Source organism: Lysinibacillus sp. FSL H8-0500 (assembly GCF_038051955.1).
GTDB classification, from domain to species: domain Bacteria; phylum Bacillota; class Bacilli; order Bacillales_A; family Planococcaceae; genus Lysinibacillus; species Lysinibacillus macroides.
In genome coordinates, this window is record NZ_CP150292.1 from 1799855 (window position 1) to 1823108 (window position 23254).

Genomic DNA, 23254 nt, shown 5'->3' on the forward strand with positions numbered 1-23254 from the left:
TTGTGGCTAAAAGAAAAGCGTTAGGATTTGGCTATATTCCAGAAGAGTCAAAGCACCACTTTTTACTTGTAATTCCAAGAAGTAAGAAAGAGGATATTGCAGTATATGAGCGGTTCGAATGGGATCAAGATGATGAAAAACAAGTTTCTGATGTTGTCGATCAAAACTTGAAAGTGGTTTTAAGTCACCACAAGTGGGATCTAATTAAAGAAGGATTGACAAATACATTCAATAGCCGTTTAAAAGATAAAAATATCAATGTTGGCAGGTTTAAGATAGGAGTAAACCCAGTTGAGCGATTGTTGGGGAAAGAAATGGTATTGCTTATGTGGGCGATTGAAGATTCAGATCCGAGTCTGATTCCAGTCGCACTAAAAAATTGGCATGGACTGAGTAGGGAAGAGCGTTGGTGGCTTTTCACCATGTCTAATGCGATTACGGGACATGCAGATGATAAAAGAGGTTGGCGTAAAGCAATTCGTTTTGCTTTAACGGAAAATCCAGTTGAAGATGAATCAGATATTCATGGAAACATATTAGAAAAGTTATATAAGAATTCGTAGGTTGGGGGAAAAAACATTGCTCGATTACAGCAAATCATTTATTGAAACACAATTTCCTGTTTCAAAAGTTTCCAAAGAAAGTTATAAAGAACGGAAAGCAAATTTAGGTCAAACTTTAACAGGACTGGGTAAGTGGTGGGGAAGAAAACCACTTATCCTGGTTCGTGCAACAATTTTGGGCATATTGCTTCCAGTTTCGGATGATCCGAAAAAAGATAGAGAGATCTTCTTGAAACTTTTAACGATGGATGATGATGGTTTATTGTTAAGAAAGTTTAAAAATTTAACAGCAAAAGAAGTTTTTAAGTTACTAACTAAAGATGAAAGAAGTCAATACTTTCAAGAGTCATCCACTGAAGACAAGCCCACTTATAAAAGAGGAATAACTAAAGCTGAAAAAGATGCGTTACAAAGGCTAACCTTTAATCGCTTATCATATGATGATAAGCTAACTTACTGTAGTCGCCCTGAACATGTAGAAAATATACCTACAAGTGATTGGGAAGTTGTGAACAATCATTTAAAAACTTCGGCAACGACCCTGCAGGAACTAATTCAACAACTTGGGGAAAAAAGATACGGTCATGCTCCAAGGATAGGGGACTGTTTTGCGGGAGGGGGAAGTATTCCGTTCGAGGCGGCCAGGATGGGGGCGGATGTGTATGCGTCTGACTTGAATCCTGTGGCTTCACTGCTAACGTGGTCTTCTCTAAACATTGCTGGAGCTTCCCAGGAAGAAATTGAACAATTAAGGGCATTTCAAAAGGATGTTTATGAAAAGGTTGATAAACAAATTACAGAGTGGCAGATTGAGCACAATGAAAAGGGGCATCGTGCGGATTCATATTTGTATTGTTTCGAATCTGCTTGTCCAGAGTGTGGTTATCAAGTTCCTCTTGCCCCATCTTGGTTTATCGGTAAGGGGACAAAAACTGTAGCAATATTAAAGAACAATGGTTCTAATGGTTTTAATATTGAAATTATCCAGGATGCATCTAAAGAAGAAATTAAAAAAGCAGAATCCCTAAAAACTATAAAAAATGGCAGTCTATGGTGCCCTAATTGCAACAAAGAAACACCAATTCCAGTTCTTCGGAGGGACAGAAAGGGCGAAGGTGGAAACACTATCTATGGATTAAGAAGATGGAGCAAAAATGAATTTGTTCCAAGGGATTCTGATATTTTTAAAGAGAGATTATATTGTATTAGATACGTTGAAACGTATTTAGATGATAATGGAATTGAGAAGACATTTCGTTACTATCAGAGTCCCACAGCGGAAGATATAAAAAGAGAGGAAATAGTTGTTGAATTATTATCCGAGAGATTTTCTGATTGGCAAGAAAAAGGATTCATTCCGTCAACAGCAATAGAAAATGGTTATAATACTGATCAGCCAATAAGGGAAAGAGGTTGGCAATACTGGCATCAAATGTTTAATCCAAGACAGTTGCTATGTATAGGGCTATTCGTTCAACATGTTAACTCTTTAGCAAAAAGTGATAAAGAGCGTGTATTTGGGCTATTGGGAATTAATAAATTGAACAACTGGAATGCTAAGTTATCCCGTTGGAATTCCGATGGAGCTAATGAAAAAGGGCAAGAAGTATTTAGCGACCAATCCTTAAACACCTTGTATAATTATATAACTCGGACAATGTTATCATTAAAAACTACATGGTTTTTTAATGTGAATAATTACCCTTTGTATGGTAATTCTGATGTAAATGTTACTGATGCTCGAGTTATAGAAAACGAATGTGATATTTGGATTACCGATCCTCCATATGCAGACGCAGTAAACTATCATGAATTAACAGAGTTCTTTTTAGCGTGGGATAAGATGTTATTAGAAAAAACGTTCCCAGATTGGTATTCCGATAGTAAAAGAATTCTTGCGGTAAAAGGTACAGGTGAATCCTTTAATAATAGCATGATAGAAATTTATAAAAAGTTGGCTTTGAACATGCCAGACAATGGAACTCAGGTTGTTATGTTTACACATCAGGATGTAAAAGTTTGGGCTGAGTTAGCTATGATATTATGGTCGTCAGGCTTAAAAGTCGAGTCTGCTTGGAACATAGCTACTGAAACAGATGCAAATGGATTAAGGCAAGGAAATTATGTTCAAGGTACTGTTTTATTAGTATTAAAAAAGCAAAAGTCAAACGAGATTGCTTTTCAAGATGAGCTATATAGGAAAATAAAAAAAGAGGTTCAGTTTCAAATTGATAGCATGAGAGACCTCGATGACAAGGAAGACCCGAATTTTTCAGATGCGGATTATTTGTTAGCTTCCTACGCATCTTCACTAAAAGTCCTAACTGCTTATAAAGATATTGAAGGAATAGATGTAGTATATGAATTGTCAAAATCGAGGAATTCAGATGAAGAAAGCCCGATTGAAGCTATTATCAATAAAGCAGTTAAAATTGCTTATGACTATTTGATACCAGAGGGTATTGATCAAATGGTTTGGAGAGATTTGAAAGAAGAAGAGCGATTTTATATTCGTGGTCTCGAGTTAGAAATGGGTAATGTTTATCAAGCGGGAGCTTATCAAGAGTTAGCAAGAGGTTTTGGTGTAAAAGATTACAGGGATCTTTTTGAAAACTTCAGAGCTAATAGTGTTCGTTTGAAAACGGCTTCCGAATATAGAAATCGTGGAATCAATAATGATATCTTTGGAAGAACGTTATTCAGACATATCTTAATGGCTATTCATCAATCTGTACAAGCCGAATCTACAACGGAAGGAAGAAATTATTTAAAAGCAACCTATGATTTGAACAACGAGTATTGGAATCAACGGACTGCAATCATGGAGATTTTGGAGTTCATTTCAAGATTCGAGAATATAGCACATATGAGTCATTGGCATCAAGATGCTTATTATGCGAGGCTTCTAAAAGAAGCAGTACGTAACGATGGTATTTAAGGTGGGTGAATCCATGTGATTAAGCGGTACTCAACGAGGAGAGAGGCAATTAGTGCCTCTCTTCTTCATAACCATTTACAAAATGCAAAGCAATATGATCGAATAGCAGGCTATTTTAGTTCATCCATTTTGGAAGTCGCTGGTGAGTCACTTGAGCAAGTAGAAGGAAAGATAAGGGTTATCTGTAATTCAGGTCTGGATGTTAAGGATGTATTAACAGCTCAACTTGCTCAAAATGCCATGAGAAGAGAATGGTGTGATTTTAAACCTGAAGAACTTCCTGATTCTTCAAGGAGATTTAGAAAGTTATACGAATTATTGTCATCTGGCAAGTTGGAAGTAAAAGTGATACCAGACGAGAAATTTGGATTAATCCATGGGAAAGCAGGGGTTATTACACTTCAGGATGGTACAAAGACATCCTTTTTAGGGAGTGCAAATGAGACTTATAGTGGCTGGAGAATGAATTATGAGTTGATCTGGGAAGACGCATCTGCTGAAGCTGTAGAGTGGGTACAGGAAGAATTTGATGCATTATGGGATGATCCTACTGCTGTACGTCTTTCAGATTTTATTGTTGAGGATATAAAAAGAATTTCTGAAAGGGAAGTCATAAGCTCTGTTGATGAATGGAAGGAAGATGCTGAGCCTGCATCTACAGCGATTGAATCGCCTGTGTATAGACAAGAACTTGGGTTATGGGAACATCAGAAATATTTTGTTGATTTGGCTTTTAGGGAGCATAAAAAAAGTTACGGGGCCAGATATATACTTGCTGACCCTGTAGGATTAGGGAAGACGATTCAACTTGCGATGTCAGCTCAACTAATGGCATTGTATGGTGATAAGCCAGTTCTCGTAATTGTTCCGAAAACGCTACTTTGGCAATGGCAAGATGAGTTGAACACTTTATTGAATATACCTTCCGCTGTTTGGAATGGGAGGGAATGGATTGACGAGAATGGGTTTCCTTATCCAAATAAAGGTATAGAAGATATAAAAAAATGTCCAAGGAAAATTGGAATTGTATCGCAAGGATTAATCGTGTCTAAGTCACCTATCTCCGAATACTTATTAGCAAAAGATTATGAGTGTGTCATTGTTGATGAGGCTCATAGAGCGAGAAGGAAAAACCTTGGCGACAAAAAAGAACTGCAAAGTCCTGATCCTAATAATTTATATGAATTTTTGTTGAAAATATCCCGAAAAACGAAAAGTATGTTACTTGCAACAGCCACTCCCATTCAGCTTTATCCCATTGAGCTTTGGGATTTGATGAATATTCTCTCACAAAAGAATCATAGCGTTCTTGGGAATGGTTTTTCTATGTGGAGAAAACGTGAGCAAATACCAAGAAGTTTAAAGTTAATTACAGGTGAAGAGCAAATGGAGTTTTTCAATCCTGAAAATTGGGAGTGGATTCGTAACCCCTTCCCACCTTCATTTGAACATGAACCAACGTTTGGATTGCTCAGACGGAGACTGGGAATAAAAGAAGATGAGTTTGTTATCCAGAAAGGCCACTTTGACCTGCAGAAACCAGAACAAAATATCATTGGTAGAATTCTGGATAATAAGTTTTATCAACGAAACAATCCTTACATTCGCCATGTAGTACGAAGAGAACGCTCGTATTTGGAAGAAACGATTAATCCAGAAACAGGTGAGCCATATTTAAAGAAAATAGAAGTTATGCTTTATGGAGAATCTGATGATGATGCTTTGGTGCTATCAAGCTACTTAAAGCAAGCTTATTCGTATGCGGAAGAATTTTGTAATTTGATTGGTAAACGTTCGAAAAGTAGTGGGTTTTTGAAAACTCTACTACTCAAGCGAATTGGTAGTTCTATAGAGGCGGGTCTTAATACTGGTCGTAAGATGTTGAATGAATGGAACACATCAGTATCGGCTTGGTCAGATGAAGAGGGAGACGAAGAAGTAGAATCGGATATCAAGAATTTGACACCAGAAGAAGAAGAAATGTTAATTAAATATGTCAAGGCATTGGAAACAAATGAAGCGGTAGATCCTAAATATGAAAAAGTTGTTGAGTTACTGGAAGATTGGAAGTGGCTTGACAAAGGATGTATTATTTTCTCCCAATACTTTGACACAGCCTCATGGGTTGCAAGGAAACTATCGAATCACTTTTCAAACGAACCAATTGGTTTATATGCTGGTGGTGATAAATCAGGAATTTTTACTGATGGAAGTTTTGTAAAGAAAGAAAAAGAAGAATTAAAATTAGCAGTAAAAAATCGTGAATTAAAGGTTTTAGTTGGAACAGATTCAGCATCCGAGGGACTTAACCTTCAAACACTTGGCACATTGATCAATCTTGACTTACCCTGGAACCCAACAAGGCTTGAACAGAGGAAAGGTCGGATTCAACGGATTGGACAAGTCAATGACGAAGTTTATCTTTATAACTTAAGATATAAGGATTCGGTAGAGGACCGAGTTCATAGTCTTTTGTCAGAACGATTTAAAAACATTCATGGAGTCTTTGGACAATTACCTGACGTACTCGAAGATGTTTGGGTAGATATTGCATTAAAAGATGAAGAAAAAGCAAGGCAAAGATTAAATGAAGTTCCTGAAAAACATCCATTCGAAAATCGTTATAACAATAATGTAGATAAAATTGACTGGGAAAGTTGCTCAAAAGTGCTTGATAAGAAAGAAATGAGAAAGTATTTTGAGCAGGGCTGGTAATGCTATTCGTAAGCGATACAATTATTTTTAGAACTAACGATATGAAATAAGGGAAGGAATCGGTTTATTTCCGATTCTTTTTCTTACATAGTTGAAAGGGATATAGGTGGGGAAGGTGTTATTATGAAGATTCGTACAAGGGATTACTGTTCCTTGACACAAGAAGAAATAAATGACTGGGAAGTTTTAAAGGAGAAAGAAATTGTTCATAGAATTGGAAAGGGCGACTTGGCTGTTCGAAAAAGCCTTTACAGGGAGTATCCAGTAGCTGTAAGACACTACATAAGCTTGTTTCCAAATAACCACCTGGATATAGTCGATTTACAAAAGAAAGATTATTTAACATCTTTAACGGAAGAGTTTTACCGATTAATAGACAATCCTGACTCCAACGAGAGGTCTATCCTTAATTGGATTCGTGAAAAAAATGCTTACTTTATTATTGCATCTATTATGAAGGGATCTTACTCTTTTGGACATCATGATGCATTTATTTTTCCAGAATTTCAATTAGGTAATACATATCAAGCGGACTATCTAATTGTAGGTAAGAGTTCTGGAGGTTATGAATTCATTTTTGTAGAACTGGAACATCCAAATAAAAATATAACTTTAAAAGATGGTCATATGGGAGATGCTCTTAGAAAGGGCGAAAGACAGGTAACAGATTGGAAGGGGTGGTTGCAATCCAATTATATAACACTTTTTGAGACTTTTAAAAAGTACAAATCCCCAAATCAAGATTTACCCGAAGAATTCATGAAATTCGATAGTAGCCGTATACACTACGTTGTTGTAGCAGGAAGACGAGACGACTTCAACGAGAGAACCTATCAACTAAAGCGACAAAAAAGATTGTCAGAGAATATTTTATTACTTCATTATGACAACCTTTATGATTCGGCAATGGCGTTAATTGGTGAATCTACATATTAATATACTTAGCTTTCTGAGGCTCACTTTTGTATCAGTGAGCCTTTAAGGTATGGTTCGACCAGCTCGAACCAATAAAGCATTCCCGATGTGTTGACAACCTGATATAAATAGGTTGTATCACACGAAAGGAGGAGCTTTTATGTTTGAAAATATTCCACAACAATTAAAAGAAATGAGTCAATGGGTCTGCTATCAAGCGATTCCAAAAGGTGAGAGGATTACAAAAGTACCTGTAAATCCATCAAATGGCAAGGCGATTGACGTGAATAACAAGGAAAACTGGCTTACTTTCAATGAGGCAGTTCACGAATTAAATCAGGGTAACAACAGAATTTCAGGTATTGGATTTGTATTTTCAGACCATGATCCTTTTATTGGAATTGATCTGGATGATTGCATTAATAAGAAAGGTGAGCTTTCCTCTTTGGCAAATGAAGTTGTGCAAAGCTTTGCGAACAAGGCATATATCGAATTTTCTCCAAGTGGGAGGGGAATTCACGTCATTGCAATTGGAAAAAAGCCAAATGGTCCTTCTAAAAATGCTGATTATGGTATTGAAATGTACGATCAAAAACGTTACTTCACCGTAACAGCCAATCATTTGTACCCGATAGAAGTAATCCAGGACTGTACAAGAGAAGTGCATGAGCTTTTTCGAAATTATATGACCAAAAAGGAGGATGACGATAACGTGACAATAAAGCAAAAAGGAAGTTATAACAAAGGACTTACTGAAGAAGGACTACTAAATATTATGTTTTCAAGTAAAGGGGGTGAACGGTTAAGAAGTTTGTATGATGGACACTGGGAAAACTATCATTCCTCGCAAAGTGAGGCTGACTTAGCCCTTTGTAATGCATTGGCTTTTTATACAGCGAAAGATGCCAATGAGATGGATCGGATGTTCCGTAAATCTGGGTTGTTTCGGAAGAAGTGGGATCAGATTCACTATGCAGATGGTTCCACTTACGGAGAAGTTGTGATTAATAAGGCAATAGAAGGGACATCTGTAGTTTTTACGGCAAATGAGGTACGAACCCCTATTAAGCCTAAGCAAGTAGACAATATAGATGCAAAAAAGGATTTACCAGCGTGGTATGAGCAAACACAAACATCAATGAGGTTTAAACCTGGAGTTTTAGCAAAGCACTTAGCTGAAACCGCAAATTTCATTTATTCGAGTGAACGGTTTTTTAAATACGAACATGGCGTATACAAGGAAATGCCGTTGCTCAAGGTGAAAAGCCTTGTACAAGAAAATTTGTTAGATGAGCATAGTAAGAGCCATCATATCCAGGACACTTTGGAGCAATGGAAAACACGCATCGCTTATGAAGGGGATTTAATGGATAATCCCAACTTGACGGATATGATCAACTTCAAAAATGGTATGTACGATTTGAATAATAAGACTCTTCTTCCCCACTCTCCTCTTTTTTATACCGCTGTTCAAGTGAACGCACAATACGACCCATCTGCAACTTGCCCTCAATTCAAAAAGTTTATTCAAGAATCCCTCAATTCCTCAGACGCTTTAATTGCCCAAGAGTTAGTAGGTTATTTATTAATTCCGAGCGTGGCCGCCGAAAAGGCATTCATTTTGTATGGACCAGGACGTAGTGGAAAATCAACATTCCTAAAGGTAATTGAGCAAATATTAGGGAAAGATCAGATTAGCAACGTGGCTTTACAAGACCTATCCCAACGATTTAAAGCAAGCCTTTTACTTGGAAAACTTGCAAATATCTACGCTGACCTTCCTAATAAATCCATTCAAGATACAGGCGTTTTCAAGACCCTTGTAAGTGGAGATTCCATTGTTGCAGAAGAAAAGTTCGGCACTCCTTTTTCATTTTCAAACAAAGCAAGGCTCGTCTTCTCTTGTAATGAATTACCTTCCAATTATGTTGACCGAACAGACGGCTTTTACCGCCGATTGATTATACTTCCATTTCTAAGACAAGTGCCTGAAACAGAAATAGATCCTTTTCTATTGCAAAAGTTCCAAGACGAGCTTGATGGAATTATTCAATGGGCTTTGGAGGGCCTTCATCGTCTTATTAAAAACAAATTTCAATTTACGAAAAGCGAATCGAATAAGGCATTGCTCGCCGACTATCGCAAACAGTCAAATAACGTCATTTGGTTTGTAGAAGAGCATTGCGAACTTATCCCAGAGCAATTTGAATATAGTCGCCAACTTTATCAATATTACAAGCAAATGTGCCTTGAGAATGGATTACAACCCATCTCGCAAACAAAATTCAACAAATCGCTTGAAAATGATTATCCAAAACAACTACTAAGAACCGAAGAATCCAATAGCAAACGGATCATTTTCAAGGGAATAAAGATTCGTCGTAACATCTGAAGTACAACCACAAGGGAGGGGAGCGGGTAAAAGAAAGGGTTTTTACAACTTATAAAAAAATTTGAATGGAAGAAGGTTGTAAACAAATAAATTTCTAAAGGTTACGTAAAAGCCTTTGAAATACCCCCTCCTCCTGTGGTTGTGATAAGTGGTTGCAAAAGAATTCTTTTTGGAAGTAAATGACCCACCCAATAAGATACTCTTACCGACATTGTGAATAATGAAAAGGCAGTTTCCATAAGCATTGAACTTTTGGAACTGCCTTTAAATATTTCAACCATTGTTTTTGGAGTATTTTTCATTGAAGTTGAAAAGTAACTGGGCGATTATATCTTGTAGCTTGTATTGGGGAAAATGCTCTTCGCAAGTTTTGACAAATTGTTTATACAACTCGTCCGACATACGGAAGTTCTTCGTTGCAAATTTAGGAGATTGGAAAATTCGCTTGTCCAAAATGAAGTCATTGTTACTTTTAGATTGCTCAATTAATGATTTTAGGGCTAAGAAGTTTTGCTTGATATAGTCCAATTCGGGATCCTTGGGGGCAGTAACACTTATAATTTGGTTTTCATCCCGAATAAATTTGTAATACTGGTTATCTCGTTTAATAAATACATAATCATCTTCCTGCATTAGTTTTGTAAAGGTAGAGTAATTCATTTTAAGTGTATCCGCCACCTTTTGTAAATCAAAGCCATCCTTACTTAGAAGATCATTTACGATTGCAACCCGTTCCTTGCTACTCATTGTAGTGAAGCTGTCTTTGTTCATGTGTACACCTCCTTGTCAGTTTCGATGTTATATTATAGATCTACATAGACAAGTAATTCCATGTTTGTATTATTCAACGTTAATTTCGTCAGGAGAGAAACTTTATTTTATTTTTCTATCCTTTAAATTTGATTTTTGATGCTTAAGGGTAACTTCTTTCTTCCCTATACGTTTCAAAAATATAAATCAATTATTATCATAAAGATGATTGGTTCCTATGCAATCCGCCTTTCATTTTAATTGGATACTTACCATAAATCATATCATTAGTCAATTTTTCTATTAACAGTGGTAGTCGGCTTGAAATACTCTTGGAATTATGTTAATCAGCGATTTTGATAAAGTATCATTGGAACAAAAAACATTATGATTATTTTGTGTTATAATATGTACACGTGATATAATCGAAACATAGAGGAAATGTAAATATGTTTAAAGGCGTAAAATTGTAAATGTAATTACAAAGGAGCCGATATAGATGGAATTTAATATAGAATGGTATTCGCCGAACTTAGGTACGCCTATAGTTTCAATAGCGGAATATGGTATTGTGTTTAATAAGGCTTCAATAGCAACATTAGGATCTCCACATTCTATAAAAATAGGTTTTGATCGTGAGAAAAAATATATTGTCGTAATAGGGGTTACAGAGGAGGAATCTACAGAAGACACTATTGAATTTATAGGCAAAGAAAAAAACGGATTTATCCGTATTAATAATAAAGACTTTGTAAGGTTTATTCTGAGATACTGCCCAGAGATTAAGTTGGATAAAGCGAAGCGGTTTTTAAGTAGAAAAGAAGGAGAATTCTTAGTTGTAGATCTGAATTCACCTGCTGACATTAATGAAGATGCTGAAATGCAGGAATAAGGAGGTATGCCCATGGGAATTTTATATTTAGATGAAGCAGGGAATACGGGTTTACGGGATACGAATCAACCATTACTAATTTATGGGGGTCCATATATTGAACCTTCGACATGGAAGAAGTTAAGCGACGACCTAATATTAATTCAAACAAAGTACCTTGGCATAATAGCAAGTAGGTTTCAATCAGGCCTAAGAGCTGAAAACTTCTTAGCGGAGGTAGGAACCAATGTGAATTTTCTTACTGATTTCCATTTTCATGCGAAGAATATAATAAATAGGACCGCTTTATGGAGTAAATTGGATGAAACAGAACGCTTCAAAGTATTAGAAGATATAATTGATATCATCATTAAACATGATATCACGTTTTACATTGGTGTATTGGACAAGGCCGTCTATCAGTCTACTATTAGTTTAAGAAATAATAATATGGGCGAATATCGCCATTTACATGAACAATTTTTAAGCTTTATAGAAAGCGACACATCTGAACACGCTCAAATTTTAACTGTAATAGATGATGGTGATGCAGGCGAAAAAGAAGTTCTTAAAGACTGTCTGAGTAGTTCTAATTTGAACAAGTTTTTTGGAGAGCTTGTTTGCGGTAAACATAAGGATTATCCGTTACTACAAGTTGCAGATATCGGTGTATGGGTCTTTCAAGCTTTTCACCGTCTTGGAACCAATAGAAGTGATGATTATGCCCAAAGTGTAAGGTATTTATATAATAAATTGCAAAGGGTTCTAAAGATAAAACAATGTTAAAAAGAAACCCCCAGGTCACACGATCCGTAGTGGCCTGGGGGTTATCCCCACACGATCCGTAGTGAGGATACTTATAAATATGCCCTCTTAAGGGAAAAAATACACGTTTTTTTGTATTTTTAGATGGAAAAAGGCCATATCACTGTGATAGGCCCTTTTGTCAAACCCATACGATCCGTAATGAGTTTGATATTAGGCCGAACGATCCGTACCGACCTGAAACTGTTGTATAAACAAGTCACACGATCCGTAGTGGCCTGCTTATCTGTAACTTAATTATAGCTGAAATAGAAAAGAAGTCAATAATTTCGTTTATGATTATAAAAATATACTGTAATCTTATGTACAATTGTAAAGCTATATTCAATCAAAATGAACGGTATTTGGTCATTGTTTCATCAAATACCGTTCATTCCAAGTGTTTTTTGCCTCTTAAATAACTACGGTGAACTGTATCACAAATAGATGGTAAAACAAAGGATTGATTTACTATAAATAGCCATTGGTTGTCGAAGATTGATTAAATGTAATCAATATATTTTCTAATCTATATTTTTAAATGAATTTGGCGAGAAACGAAAACTTTATTGCCAAGTTCTTTTAAAGATGCCGAAACGAACGAAATTCTAGCGTATGAAGTGTCCGATTCATTGTCATTGGATATCGCGCTCAATACGCTGAAGAAATGAAAAAAATATAAACATTTAGCAGCAAATGCCTTTATCCATTCAGATCAAAGATTCCATTATACAAGTCCAACTTAACAAGCATTCGTGAAGAAAATGGGATTAGGACAGTCCATGTCACGTCGAGGAAACTGTTGGGATAATGCGCCACAAGAATCATTCTTTAGGCATTTAAAAGATGAAACCACTATCAAAGATTGCGAAACACTAGAAGACGTAAAACGAGAAATTAAGAGTTATATGATGTACTACAATCATTATTGTGGGCAATGGAATTTGAAGAAGTTGCCGCCTGCAAAATACAGACAGCAGCTTCAACAAGTAACCTTGCTTTTTTTCAAAATGTCCTTTACAAAGGGTACATTTTACATCTCAATAGCTTTTTTTATTATTTAAAACGTCTATTCTTGTTGCTTTAGGAGAAGAGGGCTGTGATGGTAGAAGAAGTGGAGGGATATTCAGTGCATTATTGCCGGTATGCATAACGCTAGAATCCTGTATCACTTCTTCTTTAACGGGTGGCTTATGGGCAACAGCTTCTTGTTGAGCTGGCTGCTGTGTGCTTGTTGCATGTGGCTGTTGAACGGCATGAACATCCTTTATCACAAGAATAGGGCGCATCATATCATGGTCTTCGTGCTCTAGGAAATGGCAATGCCACATATAATGACCACAATGATCCTTCCAATGCATAATAATTTTTGTAACCTTACCAGCCTCGGCTTTAACTGTATCTTTCCAGCCTCGCTCATAGTCACGTGGTGCTTCTGGTGGTCCTGTGAATACTAGCTTTCCTTCATTTTCATAGAGCTCTACATTAAAGGGTCTTCGTTCTAAAATTTTAAATTGCACAAGATGTATGTGCATAGGATGGATAAAAGGTGTGGCATTGATAAAACTCCATATTTCAATGCTATCTAAGGCTGGTTTTTCTGTGACAGGATCATGGTACATGCGATTGTCTAATAACAGCATGGGCCGCCCGAATTCATCCGTTGTTGCGGTTAATGGTAGCTGTCTTTCAATATGGGCATGATGTGGATGTAAATCCATTGTAACCGCTAGCCTCTCTGGAACTTCACTTGTATCTTCGCCTTTTATAGGCACAATGACTCTAAACTGCATAATAACATTTGTATGTTCATCCATAAAATCTGTATCTGTATTGAGTAAGATAATGTCCTGCCCCTCACAATTTGAAAAATCAATAATAATATCAGTACGTTCAGCAGGCAGTAGCTCCACAGCTTGAATTTCTTGAGGCGTAGCTAAAAAACCTCCATCTGTGCCAATTTGAATCATTGGCTGATCATTTGAAAGGCTAATCCTATAGCCTCTGCGATTAGAGCCGTTTAGAAAGCGAAATCTATACTTGCGTGGCTCTACATTTAGATAGGGCCAAAGCTTGCCATTGACAACAATGGTATTGCCGACAAATCCAGGCGTAATGGATGGATGAATATCTACAGGGAATGGTGGTTCATCAGGATAAAACAAGGAGCCATCTTCATGAAAAGATTTATCTTGAATGAGTATAGGATATTCATAGTCGCCACATGGTAAATGGGAGCGTTCCTCAAGCGCATCTCTTAATAAATAAAAGCCTGCCAAGCCTGCATAGACATTTAAACGTGTTAATGCCATTGCATGGTCGTGATACCACATTGTAGTGGCAGGTTGGTGATTGGTATACTCATGTATCTCCTTTTTGAATTTTGGTCCAGTGTGTCGATAATCTCTTGTATACCATGCCTCTGGATGTCCATCACTTTCCCAATCCACCTTAGCGCCATGTAAATGCGTGACTGTTCTTACTTCCTGTGAATCATTGGCAGCGTGCAACGAAAAGTCGACTGGTAAGAAATGGTGTAAAGGCAGTTGATTTTTATATTTTACATAAGTGGTTTGATCCTTCGCGGCTTCAATAGTTGGTCCTGGATAAAGGCCATTGTAGCCCCAAATAACGGATAATGGAAAATGCTTATGAAAACGATGCTCACTCTCCATCATTACCAATTCATAATAATTAGATCTTTTTGGTTTAGCGACAACAGGCTTAGGTAGTTCATCCACAAATTTAGGAATTGTTGCTGGATCAGCAGGGTTAATGGGTGTACTCAACATAACACATCCTTACTTAAAGTAGCTAATTAATCCATCATATGGGTAAAAGCAATAGATAACGGGGACAAAAATGGAGAAAGTCTTAAAAATTTGAGCAATTGTGAAATTTTTATTGAAAAGAGATCATTTAGCTAATAGATAAACCGATATAAGAATATAGACCTGTAACAAAAGTTGTAGGTAATAGATGGTATATTGTGAAAAGGTCGGATAAGGCTTGCTATATACTTAATAATTAAATGATATAGGGGTTTAGAGATGTGATGAGATGGTGGAATTAACTAAAACAATTATGGAAATGCGCACACAGGGGTATTTAACAGAAGCACTAAAATTAGCAGACCAAGGACTTTTAGTAGCATTAGAAAGCGAAAATTATCCATATATGCTAGATTTATATTATCAAAAAATATTAATTCATCATTCGTTAGGAGATACATCGACAATGGTTAGTCTTATGCATGAATACGGAGCTCTTTGTCAGAGGTATGGCTCCAGTAAAAATTTTATGCATTACTATTTAGTCATGTCATTAATCTATGATCTAGTTGGTCTAAGAGAAAAAACAGTGGAGATGACAAAAAAATCAATTGTCTATGCACAGGAATTACAGGATCTAGTGATGCTTGTACGATGTCATAATAATTTATGCTATTTAGAGGTGGAGAAGGGCTTTTTAAAGGAGCATTCCTGTTAGAAGGATTTTCGGGGACTTGAATAAAAAGAGCCCTCTTGGTATGATGCGGGGTGTCAAATCATCGACGAATTGACCCCTAATTTGTTCACCAAGGAGGACTCCACTATGCATTCTAATACGAACCAAAAAATTAATCAAGTTTCTGAACAGACGTTAGTCATTGGCATCGACATCGCCAAACATAAACATTTCGCTTGTGCCATCGATGACCGAGGGCGTGTGCTCCAACAATCATTTCCAATTGCCCAATCACGCATTGGATTTGAAGGCTTTTATGAACGCTTGCTTGCCTTAAAAGCAGCGCATGGCAAACAAGAAATCCTCGTTGGTTTCGAACCAACAGGTCACTACTGGATGAACCTAGCAGCGTTTTTAACAAACTACGGGATTCCCTTTGTGATGGTGAATCCGATGCACGTCAATCGTTCGAAAGAATTAGATGACAACCTGCAAACGAAAAATGACCAAAAGGACGCGCTTGTCATCGCTCGTTTAATGCGAGATGGCCGCTTTAGTTATCCACGGATGTTAGTGGGGGTAGAAGCAGAACTCCGCAATGGGGCGACGTTACGTGCCAAGATACAAGCCGATTTAAATGCCCTTCAAAATCGCATCATTCGTTGGTTAGACCGCTTTTTCCCAGAGTTTACCCAAGTGTTTAAAAGCTTCGGAAAAATGGCGTATGCGGTGCTTGAAAAAACACCATTCCCAATGGATATTCAAGGGAAAACACTGGAAGAACTCCTCTTCCTGTATCGCCAAGTAGAAGGGATGAAAAGTCCCCAGCTACCAAAGGCTAAACAATTAGTCGCGCTAGCCCCTCATTCGATTGGACTAACGGAAGGACTTGTGATGGCCCGTGTTGAAATCGCCACACTTCTTGCGCAGTACCAGCTGATGCAGGCACAGCTTGACGAATTAACCGCTCAACTAGTCGAGTTAGCGAAACAAATGACGGATTATGAATACCTCGCATCGGTTCCTGGGATGGGCGATGTGACCATTGTCAATTTCCTGTCCGAAGTCGGTTCTTTGACCCAATACAATCACCCACGCCAATTAATCAAACTAGCGGGGTTAACTTTACGGGAGAACTCTTCCGGGCAACAGAAAGGACAAAAACGAATCTCGAAGCGAGGGAGACGTCAATTACGTGCGCTTCTGTTCCGCGTCATGATGCCCTTAATTTTGCATAATCCAGCGTTTAAAGCACTACACGAACATTACACCACACGCGCCATGAATCCGCTACGTAAAAAGCAGTCGATTGTCGTGCTGTGTGGCAAGTTACTGAAGATTTTACATGCCTTGTGCAAAAAGAAAACGGTGTTTAACGCCCAGCGAATGATGAACGATTTCACCCAGCTTCAAAGCGTAGCGTAAGCGGTACGAACAACAGTCAAAATCAAGAGGATGACACGGAGAAGCCGGCATTATTTATCCCATTCGACGATGCAAATAGCTAAGAGTCCCTAAAGGAGCATCGCCAGCCTCTGCCTTATGAAGAGACCGAACGAAGGAATGTACGCGCTAACCAAGACGCCTAGAGACATGGGAGGGTACGTCCTCATAAGCAACGCAGAGATCCAATGTGCATCATATAACGGAACGGAAAGTTAATGATTACCAATTAACGTTAGCGTAGCGTACCCACCAACTGTTAAACAATTGCATTAGTAGAAAATAACGAGAAAGAAGGACAAGAAAAAAATATTTTTTCAGTGATCAAATCGGGTCAAACCGTTGATATACCAATATTTATAGAGGGAGGCACTTCAAGCGGGATTACAAGCAAGAGTCTATAATGAGCAGTTGTCGAATATACTGCCTGATTTAGCAACATTACAAGATATTCGGATTAACAATAATTTAGCCGATGTTTATATTTTAGAGGGAGATTTTAACACAGGACAGACGTTGCTAGATCGCACATTAACGTCCAATATTATTCACAATCATAAACGTGAAAAAGTAGCGGCTCTGTTTGGGTATGGTTTTTTATATGAAAAGCAACACAGGCTTGAGGAGGCAATAGGCTATTATAACCAAGCAATCACGCTTGCCCAATCTTATGGAGATAAGCAACTTATCAAAAAGGTAATGCGTCTACTGTTAAATGTTTTATATCAATTAAATTGGCGAGATGAAATTTTTGATGTGCAACGGGACTATATTGAGCTTACTGAAAAAATGAATGTCGATCATTTACTACAGCAAGTGATGAATTTAGAATTTAAACGTCAAAAAGAGAAGCTAGAGAAAAAAGCATATTATGATCCCTTAACAGGTGTGTTCAATCGTTATTTTTTAGATTACCAGCTACAAAAATGGTTAAATCGAGCTAAAACAACACAGTTCTATGTAGGTATGATCGTTTTGGATATTGACTATTTTAAAAAATTTAATGATAAACACGGTCATTTGTTTGGAGATATGGCCTTGCAGCTTGTGGCAGATGGTTTAAAAACATTTTTATGCGAGGAAGATGTGAGAATTATTCGCTATGGTGGGGATGAGTTTATTGTGTGTTTAAAACATGCTCAAAAGGACTATATCAAAACGCTTGTGCAAAATATACATGGCTATTTACTGTCATTAACAGTAAAGGAGGCACAGCAGTCCTATCCATTAAAGGTAAGTATGGGGGTCTGTGTTAACAATCAAAAAAATTATCATTATAAGGATTTATTTAAGCAGGCAGATCACTGTTTATATCAAGCAAAAGAAAATGGTCGCGCAAACTATGTCATAGAAGAACTTCTATAAACGTATAGCTAATTTAATCGTTGATATTCTATGAAATTAAGAAACACGACTATACAAAATTGTTGTATAATATTGTGGTATGAGGAAAGAAAGCAGGTTGACAAAATGAAAAGCAAAATGAAGAGTACCGTAGCTATGCATACACTCAAACAGCAGCTATATGTTATGCAAAATCAGCTGGATAGGAAACATAAGGTGATTGTATGAAAAACTGGTTGATTTTCATTTCTGTCTTTATTGTTTCATTGTCACTGGTGATTAGCGTTTTAGTAATCTGGAAAGCCGAGGCTCCATTTCGTTCAATTGAAGAGCAGGCCACACAGTTAGCACTTGATGCCAATGCTCTTACAGTTGTATCGGAGTCCTACACATATAATGGCAAACATTCGTATGTTACTGTGTTCGGGGTAGACGAACATGGTGATAAAAAAGCTGTCTTTGTCCCAACGAATCTGGATAAGGATTCTATTCAGGAAGTGTTATTAGAAGATGGTATTACGGAGAAGCAAGCATTAGCGGTTTTTAAAAATGAAGGAAATGTACAAAAAGTCCTCCACATGAAATTAGGCTATGAGGAGCCTGGTCCAGTTTGGGAAATTACCTACCTAAACGGTCATGATCAGCTTAACTATGTCTATATTCTGTTTAAGGATGGCGATTGGTGGAAACGTATAACGAATTTATAAGAGGAGTAGATTTCGAATGAAAAATGTATTAGCAAACCGAGTAAAAACTTTAACACCATCTTCAACATTAGCCATTACTGCAAAAGCAAAAGCATTAAAAGAGCAAGGTATTGACGTAATCGGTCTAGGCGCTGGTGAACCAGACTTTAATACACCTCAAAATATTTTACATGCAGCCACTGAATCAATGGAAAAGGGTTATACAAAATATACACCCGCAGGCGGGCTTCCAATTTTAAAACAAGCTATTATTGACAAGCTTCAACGTGATAACAACCTTGCCTATCAACCAAATGAAGTGATCGTGGGTGTAGGGGCAAAGCATATTCTATACACACTATTCCAAGTTATTTTAAATGATGGTGATGAAGTCATTATTCCAATTCCTTACTGGGTCTCTTACCCTGAGCAAGTAAAGTTAGCAGGCGGTGTACCTGTATATGTAGAGGGCTCACGCGAACAGGACTATAAAATTACAGCCGACCAGCTACGTGAGGCGATTACAGAGAAAACGAAGGCAGTGATTATTAATTCCCCTAGCAACCCATCAGGCATGATTTATTCTCGTGAGGAGCTAGCAGAACTCGCTGCTGTTGCACAAGAAAAAGATATTATAATCGTGTCAGATGAAATTTATGAGAAGCTTGTATACAATGGTATTGAGCATTTTTCAATTGCACAGCTTTCTGATGCAGTGAAAGCACGTACAATCGTTGTAAACGGTGTGGCAAAATCTCACTCTATGACAGGCTGGCGTATTGGCTATGCAGCAGGAGATGCCACTATTATTAAAGCAATGACTGACCTAGCATCACATTCTACATCTAATGCGACAACAACAGCACAATATGCAACTGTAGAGGCGTACAATGGTTCACAAGAAGCAGTAGAAGAAATGCGTCAGGCATTTGAATCCCGTCTCGAGAAAATTTATCCACAGGTAAGTGCAATTCCTGGCTTCCGTGTCTTAAAGCCACAGGGTGCATTCTACTTATTACCAGATGTAGCAGAAGCTATGGCTCATACCGGCTATGATTCAATAGATGCATTTGCTGCGGATATTTTAACAGAAGCAAACGTAGCAGTGATTCCAGGTTCTGGTTTTGGCACACCCACTACAATGCGATTATCCTATGCTACATCTTTAGAATTATTAGAAGAGGCAGTCCGTCGTATTGATGCATTTGTAAAATCAAAATGGCAAGACTAATCCTTCTAATCAACTTTGGAGGATTTCTATGAAGAAAATTATGATTAAAGATATGCCACAGCATATCGGAGAAACGGTTAAAATTGGCGCTTGGCTGGCAAATAAGCGCTCAAGCGGCAAAATTGCTTTCTTGCAGCTACGTGATGGCTCTGGCTTTGTCCAGGGCGTTGTTGTAAAAGAAGAGGTAGGCGAGGATATTTTTGCAATAGCAAAAGGTATGACGCAAGAAACGTCAATGTATATTACAGGCGAAGTAAAAGCGGACGAGCGTTCAAGCTTTGGCTGTGAGCTTGCTGTAACGGGGATTGAGGTGTTACATGCAGCAACAGATTTCCCGATTACACCAAAGGAACATGGTCCTGAATTTTTAATGGATAACCGTCATTTATGGCTACGCTCACGTAAGCAACATGCCATTATGAAAATCCGTAATGAAATTATTCGTGCTACATACGAATTTTTCAACAACAACGGTTTTACAAAAATGGACCCACCTATTTTAACAGGATCGGCGCCTGAAGGGACATCTGAGCTATTCCATACAAAATATTTTGAGGAAGATGCCTATCTTTCTCAATCAGGGCAGCTTTATATGGAAGCGGCTGCGATGGCATTAGGGAAAGTGTTCTCATTTGGCCCAACATTCCGCGCCGAAAAATCAAAAACACGTCGTCATTTAATCGAGTTTTGGATGATTGAACCTGAAATGGCATTTGTTGAATTTGAAGAAAATTTAGAAGTACAGGAGCAATATGTCGAGCATATCGTACAGGCTGTGCTAAAAAACTGTAAATTAGATTTAGAACGACTTGGCCGTGATACATCGACGCTCGAAAATATCAAAGCGCCATTCCCTCGTATTTCTTATGATGATGCGATTAAGCTTTTACATGAACAAGGTTTCGACGATATTGAGTGGGGCGATGATTTTGGTGCGCCGCATGAAACAGCGATTGCCAATACATTTGATAAACCAGTATTTATTACTTGCTACCCAGTAGGTATAAAGCCGTTCTATATGCAACCACATCCAGAACGTGATGATGTTGTATTATGTGCTGATTTAATTGCACCAGAGGGCTACGGTGAAATTATTGGCGGCTCTGAGCGTATCCATGACTATGATTTATTAAAATCACGTCTCGAAGAACATCACCTATCATTAGATGCCTATGCATGGTATTTGGAGCTTCGCAAGCAGGGCTCTGTCCCGCATTCAGGCTTTGGTCTTGGTCTGGAGCGAACAGTGGCATGGATTTCAGGCACAGAGCATATTCGTGAAACCATTCCATTCCCACGTTTACTAAACCGCTTATATCCATAAGCCAATCAATTTAAAAGTCGCGTAGTAGACAATCTACGCGGCTTTTCTACTTACTTAAAGAAGGAGTCTGGAGAACTATGAACGCAAATAATCATCGACTCCGTACATGGACTGAGCAGAGAATGATATCGATTCCTCAACTTTTTTTTCAGTTTTATAAGGAGTTAAATATGGAGGATGAAGAGGCGTTAATTGTCATGCACTTACTAGCCTTTCATATGGAGGGGAATGATTTCCCCACACCAAATGATTTAAAAAATCGTCTTACAATGTCTGATCATGATATTACATCGCGTTTACAACGTTTAATGCAAAAAGGCTTCCTCGAAATTATACGCGATGTGGATGTCAGTGGTAGGCTATATGAGAAATATGCAGTTTATCCACTATGGGAGCGAATTGTGCAGATGATGGATATGAAAGAGCAGCAAAAATCTGCAGTGACACTTCAACAAGAGGAAGGAGAGTTATTCCGACTATTTGAAGAGGAAATGGGGCGTCTGTTATCTCCTTTAGAACTTGAAAAAATAGGCTCTTGGCTTGATGAGGACAAGCATAGTCCAGCGCTTATTAAGGAGGCACTAAAGGAAGCGGTCTTTGCAGGAAAGCTAAGCATTCGATATATTGACCGCATTTTATTGGAGTGGAAAAAGAAAAATATTACAACACCACAGGCTGCACAAAAGCAAACTGAGCAGTTCCGTGAGAAACAAACGTTAAATAGAACACCAGCACGAACAACTCAGCAAGAGACGCCACCATCAACCAATAAAGTATCATTTTATAACTGGTTAGAAGAAAGAGAATAGGGGGTATCGAGTTTGTTAACAAAAAAACAGTGGGAGCATTGCCTAGAGGAAATGGATCGAATGTTCCCAAATGCACATTGTGAGCTTGTACATGAAAATGCCTTTGAGCTGACGATTGCTACATTATTATCGGCACAATGTACAGATGTGCTTGTCAATAAAGTAACAAAAACATTATTTCAAAAATATAAAACACCTGAGGATTATTTAGCTGTACCGTTGGAAGAATTGCAACAAGATATTCGCTCTATTGGTCTTTATCGCAATAAGGCGAAGAATATTCAGGCTTTATGTCGACGCTTGCTCGATGAATACAATGGTGAAATTCCTGCAACGAGGGAAGAGCTAGTGACATTACCTGGTGTAGGGCGTAAAACAGCGAATGTTGTATTATCTGTAGCCTTTGATGTTCCAGCACTAGCAGTCGATACCCATGTGGAGCGTGTCTCGAAGCGTTTAGGGCTATGCCGATGGAAAGATTCCGTGCTTGAGGTGGAAGAAACGATTATGAAAAAAACACCAATGGTAGCATGGTCCAAAACGCATCATCAGTTAATTTTCTTTGGCCGTTACCATTGTAAGGCACAAAACCCTGGATGCCATGTCTGTCCTTTGCTAAATGATTGTCGTGAAGGTCAAAAGCGTTTAAAGAAAGGCTTGGTGAAGGAAGCGTGAATCTCGAGGCAATAGCAAAGGATCAAGTAGATGCTTGGTTTGCCCAGTGGACAATCTTACAAGAAACGATTCATGCAGCCCATGATGCTAGAGATGGTACAGCACAAGCATTCATGGAAGAAGCTATCGGGCTGTTTGAGCAGTTTGTACAAGTAGCAGGGAATGAGGTATTACCGATTAATGGAGTTGAACGACTTGCCTTTATTAAAGCGAAGCCAGGTCAATATGCGTGTTATCGTCAGCTAGATGAACTATTTAAGGAAACAAAAAAGCGCACAGCACGATTGCGACTTCAAGCAACAAAAGGGTAACTGACGAATAGAACCTCTAAAGTGCTGGATAGAATT

The 23254-nt window shown here is 38.0% G+C and carries 18 protein-coding genes and 1 pseudogene; 17 read left to right on the plus strand and 2 right to left on the minus strand.

Going from position 1 to position 23254, the window contains the following annotated elements:
• The first annotated feature begins 2 nt into the window (after positions 1-2).
• The 5 genes from MHB44_RS08485 (at position 3) to MHB44_RS08505 (ending at position 9523) form a co-directional block, all read left to right on the plus strand.
• The gene (locus tag MHB44_RS08485; protein ID WP_341302377.1) at positions 3-563 is read left to right on the plus strand and encodes a DUF3780 domain-containing protein; all 561 of its coding nucleotides are present in this window, start codon (positions 3-5) and stop codon (positions 561-563) included.
• A 1-nt stretch (position 564) separates the two neighbouring features.
• Positions 565-3501: an anti-phage-associated DUF1156 domain-containing protein gene (locus MHB44_RS08490; RefSeq protein WP_341302378.1), complete on the plus strand. Its 2937-nt coding sequence runs from the start codon at positions 565-567 to the stop codon at positions 3499-3501.
• Between the two features lie 15 nt (positions 3502-3516).
• Positions 3517-6216 carry a phospholipase D-like domain-containing anti-phage protein gene (locus MHB44_RS08495; protein ID WP_341302379.1) on the plus strand — a complete coding sequence of 900 codons (2700 nt, stop codon included), beginning with the start codon at positions 3517-3519 and terminating at the stop codon, positions 6214-6216.
• Between the two features lie 123 nt (positions 6217-6339).
• Positions 6340-7152 carry a Shedu anti-phage system protein SduA domain-containing protein gene (locus MHB44_RS08500; protein WP_341302380.1) on the plus strand — a complete coding sequence of 271 codons (813 nt, stop codon included), beginning with the start codon at positions 6340-6342 and terminating at the stop codon, positions 7150-7152.
• A gap of 139 nt (positions 7153-7291) precedes the next feature.
• Positions 7292-9523 (plus strand): phage/plasmid primase, P4 family, encoded by a 2232-nt coding sequence (locus tag MHB44_RS08505; protein ID WP_341302381.1) that lies wholly within the window; start codon positions 7292-7294, stop codon positions 9521-9523.
• Positions 9524-9796: 273 nt separating this feature from the next.
• Here the strand turns inward: MHB44_RS08505 and MHB44_RS08510 are convergent, their stop codons facing one another.
• On the minus strand, positions 9797-10294 hold the full coding sequence (locus MHB44_RS08510) for a hypothetical protein (protein ID WP_341302382.1): 498 nt from the start codon (positions 10292-10294) through the stop codon (positions 9797-9799).
• Positions 10295-10772: 478 nt separating this feature from the next.
• Here MHB44_RS08510 and MHB44_RS08515 point away from each other — a divergent pair, with 478 nt between their 5' ends.
• The 3 genes and pseudogenes from MHB44_RS08515 to MHB44_RS08525 form a co-directional block, all read left to right on the plus strand.
• Positions 10773-11165, plus strand: coding sequence for a hypothetical protein (locus MHB44_RS08515; RefSeq protein ID WP_341302383.1), 393 nt, complete (start codon positions 10773-10775; stop codon positions 11163-11165).
• 12 nt (positions 11166-11177) lie between these two features.
• The gene (locus MHB44_RS08520) at positions 11178-11930 is read left to right on the plus strand and encodes a DUF3800 domain-containing protein (RefSeq protein WP_143759470.1); all 753 of its coding nucleotides are present in this window, start codon (positions 11178-11180) and stop codon (positions 11928-11930) included.
• 593 nt (positions 11931-12523) lie between these two features.
• Positions 12524-12922: pseudogene (locus tag MHB44_RS08525) on the plus strand (IS3 family transposase); the annotation flags it as partial.
• Between the two features lie 66 nt (positions 12923-12988).
• Here the strand turns inward: MHB44_RS08525 and MHB44_RS08530 are convergent.
• Positions 12989-14740 carry a multicopper oxidase gene (locus MHB44_RS08530; RefSeq protein ID WP_341302384.1) on the minus strand — a complete coding sequence of 584 codons (1752 nt, stop codon included), beginning with the start codon at positions 14738-14740 and terminating at the stop codon, positions 12989-12991.
• A gap of 268 nt (positions 14741-15008) precedes the next feature.
• Between MHB44_RS08530 and MHB44_RS08535 the strand changes: the two genes are divergently transcribed.
• The 9 genes from MHB44_RS08535 to MHB44_RS08575 all read left to right on the plus strand — a co-directional run bounded on the left by MHB44_RS08535 (position 15009) and on the right by MHB44_RS08575 (position 23218).
• Entirely contained in the window at positions 15009-15437 is a 429-nt protein-coding gene (locus tag MHB44_RS08535; protein ID WP_341302385.1) for a hypothetical protein, read from the plus strand.
• A 105-nt stretch (positions 15438-15542) separates the two neighbouring features.
• On the plus strand, positions 15543-16820 hold the full coding sequence (locus tag MHB44_RS08540) for an IS110 family transposase (RefSeq protein WP_341299573.1): 1278 nt from the start codon (positions 15543-15545) through the stop codon (positions 16818-16820).
• A gap of 429 nt (positions 16821-17249) precedes the next feature.
• Positions 17250-18203 carry a tetratricopeptide repeat-containing diguanylate cyclase gene (locus tag MHB44_RS08545; protein WP_341302386.1) on the plus strand — a complete coding sequence of 318 codons (954 nt, stop codon included), beginning with the start codon at positions 17250-17252 and terminating at the stop codon, positions 18201-18203.
• Between the two features lie 203 nt (positions 18204-18406).
• The gene (locus MHB44_RS08550) at positions 18407-18889 is read left to right on the plus strand and encodes a DUF5590 domain-containing protein (protein WP_341302387.1); all 483 of its coding nucleotides are present in this window, start codon (positions 18407-18409) and stop codon (positions 18887-18889) included.
• A gap of 16 nt (positions 18890-18905) precedes the next feature.
• Complete coding sequence (locus MHB44_RS08555; RefSeq protein WP_341302388.1) at positions 18906-20099, plus strand: pyridoxal phosphate-dependent aminotransferase; 1194 nt, start codon at positions 18906-18908, stop codon at positions 20097-20099.
• 28 nt (positions 20100-20127) lie between these two features.
• Positions 20128-21423: an asparagine--tRNA ligase gene (gene asnS, locus MHB44_RS08560; RefSeq protein ID WP_341302389.1), complete on the plus strand. Its 1296-nt coding sequence runs from the start codon at positions 20128-20130 to the stop codon at positions 21421-21423.
• 77 nt (positions 21424-21500) lie between these two features.
• Positions 21501-22232: a DnaD domain-containing protein gene (locus tag MHB44_RS08565; RefSeq protein WP_341302390.1), complete on the plus strand. Its 732-nt coding sequence runs from the start codon at positions 21501-21503 to the stop codon at positions 22230-22232.
• Between the two features lie 12 nt (positions 22233-22244).
• Entirely contained in the window at positions 22245-22907 is a 663-nt protein-coding gene (gene nth, locus MHB44_RS08570) for an endonuclease III (RefSeq protein WP_341302391.1), read from the plus strand.
• On the plus strand, positions 22904-23218 hold the full coding sequence (locus tag MHB44_RS08575; protein WP_341302392.1) for a YpoC family protein: 315 nt from the start codon (positions 22904-22906) through the stop codon (positions 23216-23218). The genes nth and MHB44_RS08575 overlap by 4 nt, the downstream gene beginning before the upstream one ends.
• Positions 23219-23254 lie beyond the last annotated feature (36 nt).